This is a genomic window from Streptococcus pseudopneumoniae, assembly GCF_001074565.1.
Taxonomy (GTDB): domain Bacteria; phylum Bacillota; class Bacilli; order Lactobacillales; family Streptococcaceae; genus Streptococcus; species Streptococcus pseudopneumoniae_J.
Genome location: NZ_JUQX01000026.1, coordinates 100650 through 113954, shown reverse-complemented (window position 1 = coordinate 113954; position 13305 = coordinate 100650). Strand labels below are relative to the sequence as shown.

Here is a 13305-nt window from a genome sequence, read left to right as displayed (position 1 = left end):
TCCAATATGGATACGCTTATCAATTAGGAGAATACAAATGAAATTTAGAAAACTAGCTTGTACAGTACTTGCAGGTGCTGCGATTCTTGGCCTTGCTGCTTGTGGTAACTCTGGTGGAAGTAAAGATGCTGCAAATTCTGGTAGCGATAGCGGAAAAACAGAAATCACTTGGTGGGCATTCCCAGTCTTCACACAAGAAAAAACTGGTGACGGTGTTGGAACTTATGAAAAATCAATCATCGAAGCTTTTGAAAAAGCAAATCCAGATGTAAAAGTGAAATTGGAAACCATCGACTTTAAGTCAGGTCCAGAAAAGATCACAACAGCTATAGAAGCAGGAACAGCGCCAGACGTACTCTTTGACGCACCAGGACGTATCATCCAATACGGTAAAAATGGTAAATTGGCTGAGTTGAACGACCTCTTCACAGACGAATTCGTCAAAGATGTTAACAACGAAAACATCGTACAAGCAAGTAAGGCTGGAGACAAAGCTTACATGTATCCAATCAGTTCAGCACCATTCTACATGGCAATGAACAAGAAGATGTTGGAAGATGCTGGAGTTGCAAACCTTGTAAAAGAAGGTTGGACAACTGATGACTTTGAAAAAGTTTTGAAAGCGCTTAAAGATAAAGGCTACACTCCAGGTTCATTGTTCAGTTCTGGTCAAGGGGGAGACCAAGGAACACGTGCCTTCATTGCAAACCTTTATGGCGGTTCTGTAACAGATGAAAAAGTAACGAAATATACAACTGACGATCCTAAATTTGTCAAAGGTCTTGAAAAAGCTGCTAGCTGGATCAAAGACGGTTTGTTGAACAATGGTTCACAATTTGACGGTGGAGCTGACATCCAAAACTTTGCTAACGGTCAAACTTCATACACAATCCTTTGGGCTCCAGCTCAAAACGGTATCCAAGCGAAACTCTTGGAAGCAAGTAAGGTAGATGTGGTAGAAGTACCATTCCCATCAGACTCAGGTAAACCATCTCTTGAATACCTTGTAAACGGATTTGCAGTATTTAACAACAAAGACGATAAGAAAATCGCAGCTGCTAAGAAATTCGTTCAATTCATCGCTGATGACAAAGAATGGGGTCCTAAAGACGTTGTTCGTACAGGTGCCTTCCCAGTTCGTACTTCATTTGGCAAACTTTATGAAGACAAACGTATGGAAACAATCAGTGGCTGGACTAAATACTACTCACCATACTACAACACTATCGATGGATTTGCTGAAATGAGAACACTTTGGTTCCCAATGTTGCAATCTGTATCTAATGGTGACGAAAAACCAGCGGATGCTTTGAAAACCTTCACTGAAAAAGCTAACGAAACAATCAAAAAAGCTACAAAACAATAAGCACTAAGTCAGATTGATTCCCCCTTTTCCCTGTGCACTAAGGTGTAAGAAAAGGGGGACTTTTGTTTGAAATGGTAGGAACTGTCACGAAATTAAAATGAAGTTCTTACATAAGCGAATCTTAAAAAATTTCATTTTGATTTTAAAACAGTTTAAGAAAATCAAAAAATATTCTATTTGAAAGAGAGGTGCCGACTGTGAAAGTCAATAAAATTCGCATGCGGGAAACAGTGATTTCCTATGCTTTCCTAGCACCAGTATTATTCTTCTTTGTGATCTTTGTCTTGGCTCCTATGATTATGGGATTCATTACAAGTTTCTTTAACTACTCCATGACGAAATTTGAGTTTGTAGGCTTGGACAACTACATTCGTATGTTTAAAGATCCTGTCTTTACCAAGTCTTTGATCAATACCGTTATCCTGGTTATTGGATCTGTTCCGATTGTAGTTCTCTTCTCGCTCTTTGTAGCATCTCAAACCTATCATCAAAATGCCATTGCCCGTTCTTTCTACCGTTTCGTCTTCTTCCTACCGGTTGTAACAGGTAGTGTTGCCGTAACAGTTGTATGGAAATGGATCTATGACCCACTATCAGGGATTTTAAACTTTGTCCTTAAATCAAGTCATATCATCAGCCAAAACATTTCTTGGCTGGGAGATAAAAACTGGGCATTGCTAGCGATTATGATTATCCTTTTGACAACATCTGTTGGGCAACCGATTATCCTTTATATCGCTGCCATGGGAAATATTGATAACTCACTAGTTGAAGCAGCGCGTGTTGATGGTGCGACTGAATTTCAAGTCTTCTGGAAGATCAAATGGCCTAGCCTTCTTCCAACAACACTTTACATCGCAATCATTACGACTATCAACTCATTCCAATGTTTTGCCTTGATTCAGCTCTTGACATCTGGTGGTCCAAACTACTCAACAAGTACCTTGATGTACTATCTTTACGAAAAAGCCTTCCAATTGACAGAATACGGCTATGCAAACACTATCGGTGTCTTCTTGGCAATTATGATTGCGATCGTAAGTTTTGTTCAATTTAAAGTACTTGGAAACGACGTAGAATACTAAAGAAAGGAGACAGCTATGCAATCTACACAAAAGAAACCCTTAACAGCTTTCACTGTTATTTCAACGATTATCTTGCTCTTGTTGACCGTGCTGTTCATCTTTCCATTCTACTGGATTTTGACAGGGGCCTTCAAATCACAACCGGATACCATTATGATTCCACCACAATGGTTCCCTAAAGCTCCAACAATGGAAAACTTCCAACAACTCATGGTGCAAAACCCTGCCATGCAGTGGATGTGGAACTCTGTATTTATTTCATTGGTAACTATGTTCTTGGTTTGTGCGACCTCTTCTCTAGCAGGTTATGTCTTGGCTAAAAAACGTTTCTATGGTCAGCGCATTCTCTTTGCAGTCTTTATCGCTGCCATGGCTCTTCCAAAACAAGTTGTCCTTGTACCATTGGTACGTATCGTCAACTTCATGGGAATTCACGATACTCTTTGGGCAGTTATCCTGCCTTTGATTGGATGGCCATTCGGGGTCTTCCTCATGAAACAGTTCAGTGAAAATATTCCAACAGAATTGCTTGAATCAGCTAAAATCGACGGTTGTGGTGAAATTCGTACTTTCTGGAGCGTAGCCTTCCCTATTGTGAAGCCAGGATTTGCAGCCCTTGCAATCTTTACCTTCATCAATACTTGGAACGACTACTTCATGCAGTTGGTTATGTTGACTTCACGTCAAAACTTGACCATCTCACTCGGGGTTGCGACCATGCAGGCCGAAATGGCAACCAACTATGGTTTAATCATGGCGGGTGCAGCTCTTGCAGCCGTACCAATCGTAACCGTCTTCCTTGTCTTCCAAAAATCCTTCACTCAGGGTATCACTATGGGAGCTGTTAAAGGATAATACTCTGCAAAAATCGAAGTCAAACTACGTCAGTATCACCTTGCCATACTTAAGTATTGTTTGCGGTTAGCTTTCTAGTTTGTTCTTCGATTTTCATTGAGTATAGGAAAAACTGTCTATCAAAATTCAGAAGAATATGTTATAGACTAAGAGAAATATAGTTTCATAAGTGTCTACAAAATGGAGAGTATGCAGTTACTTCGTGAAGTTTTGTCAGACACTTATCAACTTAAGAATGAACTCTTTTCATGATACTAGTTAGAGTAGGTTCGTTTTATGGTAACTATTTCCCGCTTTAGTGGTATCTAAGATAAGCAATTAACGCTTATCTTAGACGGAATTTTTGAGACTGACGATGAAGGAGTGAAAGGCTCAAAAATTAGGAATGAAATTCCGAAGGAATTTGCTTCCGTCCGCACTGTTACAGGGAAATAGAAAAAGAAACATTCGGAACTGAAAACTAGTAACTATCAGAAACGAAGGAAACAGTATGATTTTTGACGATTTGAAAAACATCGCCTTTTACAAGGGAATCCATCACAATCTAGACAAGGCTATCGACTATCTCTATCAGCACCGTAAGGATTCTTTTGAACTCGGTAAGTATGAGATTGACGGGGATAAGGTCTTTCTAGTTGTTCAGGAAAATGTCCTTAATCAAGCTGAAAATGATCAATTTGAGCACCATAAGAACTATGCAGACTTGCATTTGCTGGTAGAAGGACATGAATATTCGAGCTACGGTTCACGTATCAAAGATGAGGCAGTAGCATTCGACGAAGCGAGTGACATTGGCTTTGTCCATTGTCATGAAAAATACCCACTCTTGTTGGGCTATCACAATTTTGCGATTTTCTTCCCAGGAGAACCGCATCAGCCAAATGGCTATGCAGGTATGGAAGAGAAGGTTCGCAAATATCTCTTTAAAATTTTGATTGATTAAAAGAATCAGGAGGAGCAAACATGGCACAAAAAGGAGTAAGCCTTATCAAGGCAGCATTTGATACAGATAATTTTCTCATGCGTTTCAGTGAGAAGGTCTTGGATATCGTGACAGTCAATCTTCTTTTTGTCGTCTCTTGTTTGCCCATTGTGACGATTGGAGTGGCGAAAATCAGCCTCTATGAAACCATGTTTGAGATTAAGAGAAGCAGACGAGTTCCAGTTTTCAGAACCTATCTAAGAGCTTTCAAGCAAAATCTGAAACTGGGGCTTCAGTTAGGTTTGCTAGAGTTGGGCATTGTGTCATTAAGCCTTTTAGATCTCTATCTCTTCTGGGGCCAGACAGCTTTGCCTTTCCAGATTGTGAAAGCAATTTGTTTGGGGATTCTCATCTTCCTCACTCTGGTGATGCTAGCTAGTTATCCCATCGCTGCGCGCTATGATTTGTCATGGAAAGAAGTGCTGCAAAAAGGGCTTATCTTGGCAAGTTTTAACTTTCCATGGTTCTTCCTCATGTTAGCCATTCTCTTTCTCATAGTGATGGTTCTCTATCTGTCCGCCTTCACTCTCCTTTTGGGTGGGTCAGCTTTTATCCTCTTTGGTTTTGGTTTGCTGGTCTTTCTCCAAGCAGGATTGATGGAGAAAATTTTCGCCAAATACCAGTAGGATGACTTGTTTCTGAAACTACTTTCAATCGTTACAGTTTCTAAAATACAAGTAGAAACTAAAATCTAAGTGTATACAAGATATTGAAAGCGATTTTCACAAGGTGTATACTAAACTTGTAAAAATAGAACTGCTCTCAGCAGAAAAAAAGAAATCTTAGGAGAAAATCTATGTCAGATTTGAAAAAATACGAAGGTGTCATTCCAGCCTTCTACGCATGTTATGATGATCAAGGAGAAGTCAGTCCAGAGCGTACGCGCGCCTTGGTCCAATACTTCATTGATAAAGGTGTTCAAGGTCTCTATGTCAATGGTTCTTCTGGTGAATGTATCTACCAAAGTGTGGCAGATCGTAAATTGATTTTGGAAGAAGTCATGGCAGTTGCCAAGGGCAAATTGACTATCATCGCTCACGTAGCTTGCAACAATACCAAAGACAGTATGGAACTTGCTCGCCACGCGGAAAGCTTGGGTGTAGATGCCATTGCAACAATTCCACCGATTTACTTCCGCTTGCCAGAATACTCAGTTGCCAAATACTGGAACGATATCAGTGCTGCAGCTCCAAACACAGATTACGTGATTTATAACATTCCTCAATTGGCAGGTGTTGCTTTGACTCCAAGTCTCTACACTGAAATGTTGAAGAATCCTCGTGTTATCGGTGTTAAGAACTCTTCTATGCCAGTTCAAGATATCCAAACCTTTGTCAGCCTTGGTGGAGAAGACCACATCGTCTTTAATGGTCCAGATGAACAGTTCCTAGGTGGACGCCTCATGGGTGCTAAAGCTGGTATCGGTGGTACTTATGGTGCGATGCCAGAACTCTTCTTGAAACTCAATGAGTTGATTGCTGAGAAAGACTTGGAAACAGCGCGTGAATTGCAATACGCTATCAATGCAATCATTGGTAAATTGACTTCTGCACATGGAAATATGTACGGTGTGATTAAGGAAGTCTTGAAGATCAATGAAGGCTTGAACATTGGTTCAGTTCGTTCGCCATTGACGCCAGTAACCGAAGAAGATCGCCCAGTTGTAGAAGCAGCAGCACAATTGATTCGTGAAACCAAGGAGCGCTTCCTCTAATCCATAAGGAGGTATTTATGACACACTACGTTGCAATTGATATCGGTGGAACCAACATCAAATATGGTTTGATTGACCAAGAAGGCCAACTTGTTGAATCGCATGAAATGCCAACCGAGGCGCATAAGGGTGGACCTCATATCTTACAAAAGACAAAAGATATCGTAGCCAGCTATTTAGAAAAAGGCCCAGTAGCAGGTGTTGCCATTTCTTCTGCAGGAATGGTGGATCCTGATAAGGGTAAGATTTTCTATGCTGGTCCTCAGATTCCCAACTATGCAGGAACCCAGTTCAAGAAGGAAATTGAGACGAGCTTTAATATCCCTTGTGAGATTGAAAATGATGTCAACTGTGCAGGTCTGGCTGAGGCAGTATCTGGTTCAGGCAAGGGAGCGAGTGTCACACTTTGCTTGACCATTGGAACCGGTATCGGTGGTTGCTTGATTATGGATGGGAAAGTCTTCCATGGATTTAGCAATTCGGCCTGCGAAGTCGGTTACATGCACATGCAGGATGGAGCTTTTCAGGATCTTGCTTCTACGACAGCCTTGGTTGAGCATGTAGCAACAGCTCATGGAGATTCAGTTGATCAGTGGAATGGCCGACGTATTTTCAAGGAAGCTACTGAAGGAAACAAGATCTGTATGGCTGGGATTGACCGCATGGTAGACTATTTAGGAAAAGGTCTGGCAAATATTTGCTACGTTGCCAATCCAGAAGTGGTCATTCTCGGTGGCGGTATCATGGGGCAAGAGGCTATCCTCAAACCAAAGATCCGCACAGCCTTGAAGGCGGCCTTGGTACCAAGTCTAGCTGAAAAAACACGATTAGAATTTGCCCATCACCAAAACACAGCAGGGATGTTGGGAGCCTATTATCATTTCAAAACAAAACAATCCTAGTTTGGAGCTATAGAATTAAGAAAAACACTGAATCACTACTTGAGTGAAAACTGTTTTGCTTAATTCTTTTTTTATTGAAAAATTTAAGCCAAAGGAGGTAATCGTGAGAAACTAGGAGAAAATAAGCATCTTGTATGAAAGGTTGAAGCGAGAGCAATTCTATCATCAAATTCAACTAGTGTTTAGTTTGAGTAAATGAGAAAATGTGGAAAAATGATATAATGAGATGGACGAAAAATTAACAAATTAAAATTTCTAGAGGTGAGAGAAGTGTGGCAACACATCCAACTTAAATCGAAATACTATAAAATTACGAGGAGATTGTAAGATGAGTAATTATATAAAATTAAATGAAGATAGATGGAATAATGTAAAAAATGACTATACTGAGCCATTGACACAGGAAGAATTAGAAGAAGTTAGAAAGCATCCAATTTCTGTCGCCTTAACTGTGGGGAAAAAAGTTCCGACAGAATGGTTTGAAAAAGCCAAGGGAAAAAAGATATTAGGTTTAGCTTGTGGTGGTGGACAGCAGGGTCCCGTTTTTGCTGCAAAAGGTTATGATGTCACCATCATGGATTTTTCTAAATCACAATTAGAAAGAGATGAAATGGTTGCAAAACGAGAAGGCTTAAAAATCAATACCGTTCAAGGCGATATGACAAAAGCATTTCCATTTGAAGATGAAACTTTTGATATTGTTTTTAATCCGGTTTCAAATGTATATATAGAAGATTTAGAAAACATGTATAAAGAAGCCTCTCGAGTATTGAAAAAGGGCGGTTTGTTAATGGTCGGATTTATGAATCCTTGGATATACATGTATGATGCTGACACTGTATGGAACAAACCCGATGAGGAATTACTTTTAAAGTTTGCACTACCTTTTAATTCAAGAGACCTTGAAGAGGAAGGTAAAATCACCATCAATCCAGAATATGGATATGAATTTAGTCATACCTTAGAAAGTCAGATTAGAGGACAACTAAAAAACGGTCTCGCTATGATCGATTTTTATGAATCGTGTGACAAAAGACATCGATTGTCACGTTTTGGAAATGACTACATCGCTACACTCTGCATTAAACTATGATATTATAGAACGTACTTCTGAAGAATAGCTCGTTTTATTTTACGATTAGAATTTCCCATACCCAAAATAACGCAGGGATGTTGGGTGCCTATTATCATTTTATACTCAATGAAAACCAAAGAGCAAAGTAGGGAAGCTAGCCGTAGGTTGCTCAAAGCACAGCTTTGAGGTTGTAGATAAGACTGACGAAGTCAGTTACCTATACCTACGGCAAGGTGAAGCTGACGTGGTTTGAAGAGATTTTCGAAGAGTATTAAAACAAAACAATCCTAGTTTGGTTCAACCAAACTAGGATTTTCTAACACGTTTTTGTCTACGATAGCCGTTGAGTTTTTTATTTTCCCAATAGCTGTTAAAGATTTTTTCCTTGCTCTCGCGATTGATTTCTAAAAAGTAGGCATAAATCAAATCTATTAAAATGAGCATAGGGAGTTGAGCGGAAATACGCTGGATGTAAGAAGATTGACTATGACTTGCGACAAGGACTGTTTCGGTATAGGCCTGACTATTTTTGTTTGGAGCGCTGGTAAAGAGAATGGTCTTGGCCCCCATTTCCTTGGCATCCAACAAACTATCGAGGACGGATTGAGTAGTTCCTGATAGAGAAAAGCCAAGCACCAAACAGTTTTCATCCATGATACTGGTCGTCCAAGCAAAGCCATCCTGGTCGGTCAAAGCTTCACAGACCACACCTAATCGCATAAAACGGAGTTTCATTTCACGGGCTATCAGACCAGAACTTCCCGTCCCAAAGAAGTAAACTCGTTCAGCGTCATCGATTAGCTGGGCAACTCGTTCAAGCTGCGCTTCATCAATCAAATCCTGCGTTTGTTCCCGCATGATGCTGTAGCTTCGAAGAACTCGTTTGGTCAAGGGACTGTGTTTGTGTGAATGGATGTCCTGTTTACTAGCCTGGTGTTGGTATTGAAAAACAAATTCTCGGTAGCCTGTAAAACCACACTTTTTGGCAAAGCGAGTCAGAGCTGCTTGGGAGATATGTAATTTTTGGGTAACTTGCTGAGAAGAAAGATCATCTTGGATCGTATCAGACTGCAAAAAATAGCGAGCGATTTCTTGCTCGAGCTCAGTTAATTCTTCAAAATGGAGGTCGATTATGGTTGCGATATCTGGCTTATTCATGAGGCTCCTTTTCATGAGTCAAACTCTTAAAAGTTGACGCTTCCCTAACTATTACTATCATTATATCATAGAAGGTTGGATAACAAAATAAAAATGCGTTTTGGATGAAATCTCAAAAAAGAGATAGACTTTTCCAAGAGTTTCTCCATAAAATATGGTACAATGAAAAGTACTGAGCTTCACCTGTTTGCTCTATTATTTTAGGGGAAATAAGGGTAAAAACCAGAAATTTTTCTAGAAAAGAGTCTTAGTTGTATGAGAAAATTTAATAGCCATTCGATTCCGATTCGGCTTAATTTACTGTTTGCGATTGTCATTCTGCTCTTTATGGCCATTATTGGTCGATTGTTATACATGCAGGTACTGAATAAAGACTTCTATGAAGCAAAGTTGGCATCAGCCAGCCAGACTAGGGTGACAACCAGTTCGGCTCGTGGACAGATCTATGATGCGGCAGGGAAACCCTTGGTAGAAAACGCACTAAAGCAAGTTGTTTCTTTCACACGAAACAATAAGATGACGGCAGCAGAGTTAAAGGAGACGGCTAAAAAACTGCTGACGTATGTGAATGTCACTTCCCCTGAACTCACAGACCGTCAGATTGCGGACTATTACTTAGCTGACCAAGAAATCTACAAGAAGACAGTCGAGGCCCTTCCAAGTGACAAACGCCTGGATTCAGATGGCAATCGCTTATCAGAAGCGACCCTCTACAATAACGCGGTTGAAAGTATCAATGTGAGTCAGCTTAACTATACGGATGATCAGAAAAAGGAAATCTATCTCTTTAGTCAGCTCAATGCAGTTGGAAATTTCGCAACTGGAACCATTTCAACAGATGCCTTGGATGATACGCAAGTTGCACTTGTAGCTTCTGCGTCCAAGGAATTACCGGGCATTAGCATTTCAACCTCATGGGACCGAAAAGTACTGGACACTTCTTTATCGTCTATCGTTGGTAGTGTTTCCAGTGAAAAGTCAGGTCTTCCAGCCGAGGAAGTCGACGCTTATCTCAAGAAAGGATACTCTCTCAATGACCGAGTGGGAACTTCCTATCTTGAAAAGCAATATGAAGATGTCCTTCAAGGCAAACGCTCCGTCAAAGAAATCCATCTCGACAAACATGGAAACATGGAAAGTGTAGAAAATGTCGAGGAAGGAAGCAAAGGGAACAATATCAAGTTGACGATTGATCTAGCTTTCCAGAATAGTGTGGATGACCTACTCAAGAGCTACTTCAACTCAGAGTTGGGTAACGGTGGAGCCAAATATTCTGAAGGAGTCTACGCTGTAGCCCTCAATCCTAAAACCGGTGCAGTTCTGGCGATGTCAGGAGTCAAGCATGATGTCGAATCCGGGAAATTAAGTTCAGATTCGCTTGGAACGATAACCAACGTCTTTGTGCCAGGATCTGTTGTTAAGGCGGCGACCATCAGCTCTGGTTGGGAAAATGGAGTCTTGTCAGGAAACCAGACCTTGACAGACCAGTCCATTGTCTTTCAAGGTTCAGCTCCAATTAATTCTTGGTATCCTGCCTTTTCTGTGCCAATGCCGATTACGGCAGTTCAGGCTCTAGAGTATTCATCAAATGCTTATATGGTTCAAACAGCCTTAGGTCTTATGGGGCAAACCTATCAACCAAATATGTTTGTCGGCACCAGCAATCTAGAGTCTGCTATGGGAAAACTGCGTTCAACCTTTGGCGAATATGGCTTGGGGTCTGCGACTGGGATTGACCTACCAGATGAATCTACTGGATTTATTCCCAAAGAGTATAACTTTGCCAATTTCATTACCAATGCCTTTGGGCAGTTTGATAACTATACCCCAATGCAATTGGCTCAGTATGTGGCAACTATTGCAAATGATGGTGTTCGTGTGGCTCCTCGTATTGTGGAAGGCATTTATGGCAATAATGATAAGGGAGGCTTAGGCGACTTGATTCAGCAACTGCAACCGACAGAGATGAATAAGGTCAATATATCCGACTCCGATATGAGTGTCTTGCACCAAGGTTTTTATCAGGTTGCTCATGGGACTAGCGGATTGACAACTGGACGTGCCTTTTCAAATGGTGCCTTGGTATCCATTAGCGGAAAAACGGGTACAGCCGAAAGCTATGTGGCAGATGGTCAGCAAGCAACCAATACCAATGCGGTGGCCTATGCCCCATCTGATAATCCCCAAATCGCTGTTGCAGTGGTCTTTCCTCATAATACCAATCTAACAAATGGTGTAGGACCTTCCATTGCGCGTGACATTATCAATCTGTATCAAAAATACCATCCAATGAACTAGAAAGGAATTTATGCTTTATCCAACACCCATTGCCAAGCTGATTGACAGTTATTCTAAGTTACCAGGTATCGGGATTAAGACGGCTACGCGTCTGGCCTTTTATACGATTGGGATGTCTGATGATGATGTCAATGAATTTGCAAAAAATCTCCTTTCTGCTAAGAGAGAATTGACCTACTGTTCAATTTGTGGTCGATTGACTGATGATGATCCTTGCTCTATCTGTACCGATCCGACTCGTGACCAGACAACGATTTTGGTGCTAGAGGATAGTCGGGATGTGGCAGCCATGGAAAATATCCAAGAATACCACGGACTCTATCATGTCTTGCACGGGCTCATTTCTCCGATGAATGGTATCAGTCCAGATGATATCAATCTCAAGAGTCTTATGACTCGTCTGATGGATAGTGAAGTTTCAGAAGTGATTGTGGCGACTAATGCCACAGCAGATGGGGAAGCGACTTCCATGTATCTTTCCCGTTTACTCAAGCCAGCTGGGATCAAGGTTACGCGCCTGGCACGAGGCCTTGCTGTGGGAGCAGATATCGAGTATGCGGACGAAGTGACCCTCTTACGGGCTATTGAAAATCGAACAGAGTTGTAAGTGTAGACAAATTTACGAACTCCATTCATTTATAAAAAATTAAGGAGGCTGAAAATCGTTCATATCGGCCTCTTTTTGTATAGTGTGATGAGTAGGATCAGGTTCAAGTTTTAAAAAAACAAGCAAATATGATATACTAAAGAGCGAGTATTCTAGTAGAATTAGGACAAATAATATGAAACAAACGATTATTCTTTTATATGGTGGACGGAGTGCGGAACGTGAAGTCTCTGTCCTTTCAGCTGAGAGTGTCATGCGTGCGGTTAACTACGACCGTTTCACAGTTAAGACTTTCTTTATCAGTCAGTCAGGTGACTTTATCAAAACGCAGGAATTTAGTCAGACTCCAGGTCAAGAGGACCGTCTCATGACCAATGCGACCATTGATTGGGATAAGAAAGTTGTACCAAGTGCCATTTACGAAGAAGGGGCAGTTGTCTTTCCAGTTCTTCACGGTCCGATGGGAGAAGATGGCTCTGTTCAAGGATTCCTTGAAGTTTTGAAAATGCCTTACGTTGGTTGCAACATTTTGTCATCTAGTCTTGCCATGGATAAAATCACGACCAAGCGTGTCTTGGAGTCTGCCGGGATTGCCCAAGTACCTTATGTGGCCATCGTCGAAGGTGATGATGTGACTGCTAAAATCGCTGAAGTTGAAGAAAAATTGACTTATCCAGTCTTCACGAAGCCGTCAAACATGGGTTCAAGTGTCGGTATTTCTAAGTCTGAAAACCATGAGGAACTACGCCAAGCTTTGGAGCTTGCCTTTCAATATGACAGCCGTGTCTTAGTAGAGCAAGGGGTGAATGCTCGTGAAATCGAGGTTGGTCTCTTGGGCAACTACGATGTCAAGAGCACGCTTCCTGGTGAAGTGGTCAAGGATGTTGCCTTTTATGACTATGATGCCAAATATATCGATAACAAGATTACCATGGACATCCCAGCCAAGATTAGTGATGATGTGGTAGCTATCATGCGTCGAAATGCAGAAACTGCCTTCCGTGCAATCGGTGGCCTCGGTTTGTCTCGTTGTGATTTCTTCTATACAGATAAGGGCGAGATTTTTCTAAACGAGCTCAATACCATGCCAGGTTTTACCCAGTGGTCTATGTACCCACTACTTTGGGACAATATGGGAATCAGCTACCCAGAACTAATCGAGCATTTGGTTGACCTTGCTAAGCAAAGTTTTGACAAGCGTGAAGCGCATTTGCTATAAAAATGAAAGAGAGGGTAGAAGCCAGAACTATCACTGCATGGTGA

12 protein-coding genes are annotated in these 13305 nt (G+C 41.2%); 11 read left to right on the top strand and 1 reads right to left on the bottom strand.

Going from position 1 to position 13305, the window contains the following annotated elements; all coding sequences use genetic code 11:
* Nucleotides 1-37 precede the first annotated feature (37 nt).
* The 8 genes from ADI74_RS03790 (at nucleotide 38) to ADI74_RS03755 (ending at nucleotide 7997) form a co-directional block, all read left to right on the top strand.
* Nucleotides 38-1366 (top strand): ABC transporter substrate-binding protein, encoded by a 1329-nt coding sequence (locus tag ADI74_RS03790; protein WP_049537111.1) that lies wholly within the window; start codon nucleotides 38-40, stop codon nucleotides 1364-1366.
* Nucleotides 1367-1584: 218 nt separating this feature from the next.
* Nucleotides 1585-2451, top strand: a complete 867-nt coding sequence (locus tag ADI74_RS03785) for a carbohydrate ABC transporter permease (RefSeq protein ID WP_001209416.1) — start codon at nucleotides 1585-1587, stop codon at nucleotides 2449-2451.
* 15 nt (nucleotides 2452-2466) lie between these two features.
* The gene (locus ADI74_RS03780; RefSeq protein WP_001192118.1) at nucleotides 2467-3306 is read left to right on the top strand and encodes a carbohydrate ABC transporter permease; all 840 of its coding nucleotides are present in this window, start codon (nucleotides 2467-2469) and stop codon (nucleotides 3304-3306) included.
* Nucleotides 3307-3796: 490 nt separating this feature from the next.
* On the top strand, nucleotides 3797-4249 hold the full coding sequence (locus ADI74_RS03775) for a YhcH/YjgK/YiaL family protein (RefSeq protein ID WP_049537109.1): 453 nt from the start codon (nucleotides 3797-3799) through the stop codon (nucleotides 4247-4249).
* A 20-nt stretch (nucleotides 4250-4269) separates the two neighbouring features.
* A complete protein-coding gene (locus ADI74_RS03770) occupies nucleotides 4270-4914 on the top strand; it encodes a YesL family protein (RefSeq protein ID WP_044020393.1) in 645 nt (214 codons plus the stop codon).
* A gap of 170 nt (nucleotides 4915-5084) precedes the next feature.
* A complete protein-coding gene (locus ADI74_RS03765; RefSeq protein WP_033630084.1) occupies nucleotides 5085-6002 on the top strand; it encodes a dihydrodipicolinate synthase family protein in 918 nt (305 codons plus the stop codon).
* Nucleotides 6003-6019: 17 nt separating this feature from the next.
* A complete protein-coding gene (locus ADI74_RS03760) occupies nucleotides 6020-6904 on the top strand; it encodes an ROK family protein (protein WP_049537107.1) in 885 nt (294 codons plus the stop codon).
* A 328-nt stretch (nucleotides 6905-7232) separates the two neighbouring features.
* Nucleotides 7233-7997: a class I SAM-dependent methyltransferase gene (locus ADI74_RS03755; protein ID WP_049478458.1), complete on the top strand. Its 765-nt coding sequence runs from the start codon at nucleotides 7233-7235 to the stop codon at nucleotides 7995-7997.
* 288 nt (nucleotides 7998-8285) lie between these two features.
* On the opposite strand, the gene ADI74_RS03750 is transcribed toward ADI74_RS03755, so the two are convergent.
* Nucleotides 8286-9137 carry a MurR/RpiR family transcriptional regulator gene (locus ADI74_RS03750; RefSeq protein WP_049537105.1) on the bottom strand — a complete coding sequence of 284 codons (852 nt, stop codon included), beginning with the start codon at nucleotides 9135-9137 and terminating at the stop codon, nucleotides 8286-8288.
* 255 nt (nucleotides 9138-9392) lie between these two features.
* Here ADI74_RS03750 and pbp2b point away from each other — a divergent pair, with 255 nt between their 5' ends.
* The 3 genes from pbp2b to ADI74_RS03735 all read left to right on the top strand — a co-directional run bounded on the left by pbp2b (nucleotide 9393) and on the right by ADI74_RS03735 (nucleotide 13261).
* Nucleotides 9393-11435: a penicillin-binding protein PBP2B gene (pbp2b, locus tag ADI74_RS03745; RefSeq protein WP_049537104.1), complete on the top strand. Its 2043-nt coding sequence runs from the start codon at nucleotides 9393-9395 to the stop codon at nucleotides 11433-11435.
* A gap of 10 nt (nucleotides 11436-11445) precedes the next feature.
* Nucleotides 11446-12042: a recombination mediator RecR gene (gene recR / locus ADI74_RS03740; RefSeq protein WP_000966754.1), complete on the top strand. Its 597-nt coding sequence runs from the start codon at nucleotides 11446-11448 to the stop codon at nucleotides 12040-12042.
* A gap of 175 nt (nucleotides 12043-12217) precedes the next feature.
* The gene (locus ADI74_RS03735; RefSeq protein WP_049537102.1) at nucleotides 12218-13261 is read left to right on the top strand and encodes a D-alanine--D-alanine ligase; all 1044 of its coding nucleotides are present in this window, start codon (nucleotides 12218-12220) and stop codon (nucleotides 13259-13261) included.
* Nucleotides 13262-13305 lie beyond the last annotated feature (44 nt).

Coding starts and splice junctions, on each gene's coding strand:
- ADI74_RS03790 (WP_049537111.1), top strand. CDS start 38: ATGAAATTTAGAAAACTAGCTTGTACAGTACTTGCAGGTGCTGCGATT.
- ADI74_RS03785 (WP_001209416.1), top strand. CDS start 1,585: ATGCGGGAAACAGTGATTTCCTATGCTTTCCTAGCACCAGTATTATTC.
- ADI74_RS03780 (WP_001192118.1), top strand. CDS start 2,467: ATGCAATCTACACAAAAGAAACCCTTAACAGCTTTCACTGTTATTTCA.
- ADI74_RS03775 (WP_049537109.1), top strand. CDS start 3,797: ATGATTTTTGACGATTTGAAAAACATCGCCTTTTACAAGGGAATCCAT.
- ADI74_RS03770 (WP_044020393.1), top strand. CDS start 4,270: ATGGCACAAAAAGGAGTAAGCCTTATCAAGGCAGCATTTGATACAGAT.
- ADI74_RS03765 (WP_033630084.1), top strand. CDS start 5,085: ATGTCAGATTTGAAAAAATACGAAGGTGTCATTCCAGCCTTCTACGCA.
- ADI74_RS03760 (WP_049537107.1), top strand. CDS start 6,020: ATGACACACTACGTTGCAATTGATATCGGTGGAACCAACATCAAATAT.
- ADI74_RS03755 (WP_049478458.1), top strand. CDS start 7,233: ATGAGTAATTATATAAAATTAAATGAAGATAGATGGAATAATGTAAAA.
- ADI74_RS03750 (WP_049537105.1), bottom strand. CDS start 9,137: ATGAATAAGCCAGATATCGCAACCATAATCGACCTCCATTTTGAAGAA.
- pbp2b (WP_049537104.1), top strand. CDS start 9,393: ATGAGAAAATTTAATAGCCATTCGATTCCGATTCGGCTTAATTTACTG.
- recR (WP_000966754.1), top strand. CDS start 11,446: ATGCTTTATCCAACACCCATTGCCAAGCTGATTGACAGTTATTCTAAG.
- ADI74_RS03735 (WP_049537102.1), top strand. CDS start 12,218: ATGAAACAAACGATTATTCTTTTATATGGTGGACGGAGTGCGGAACGT.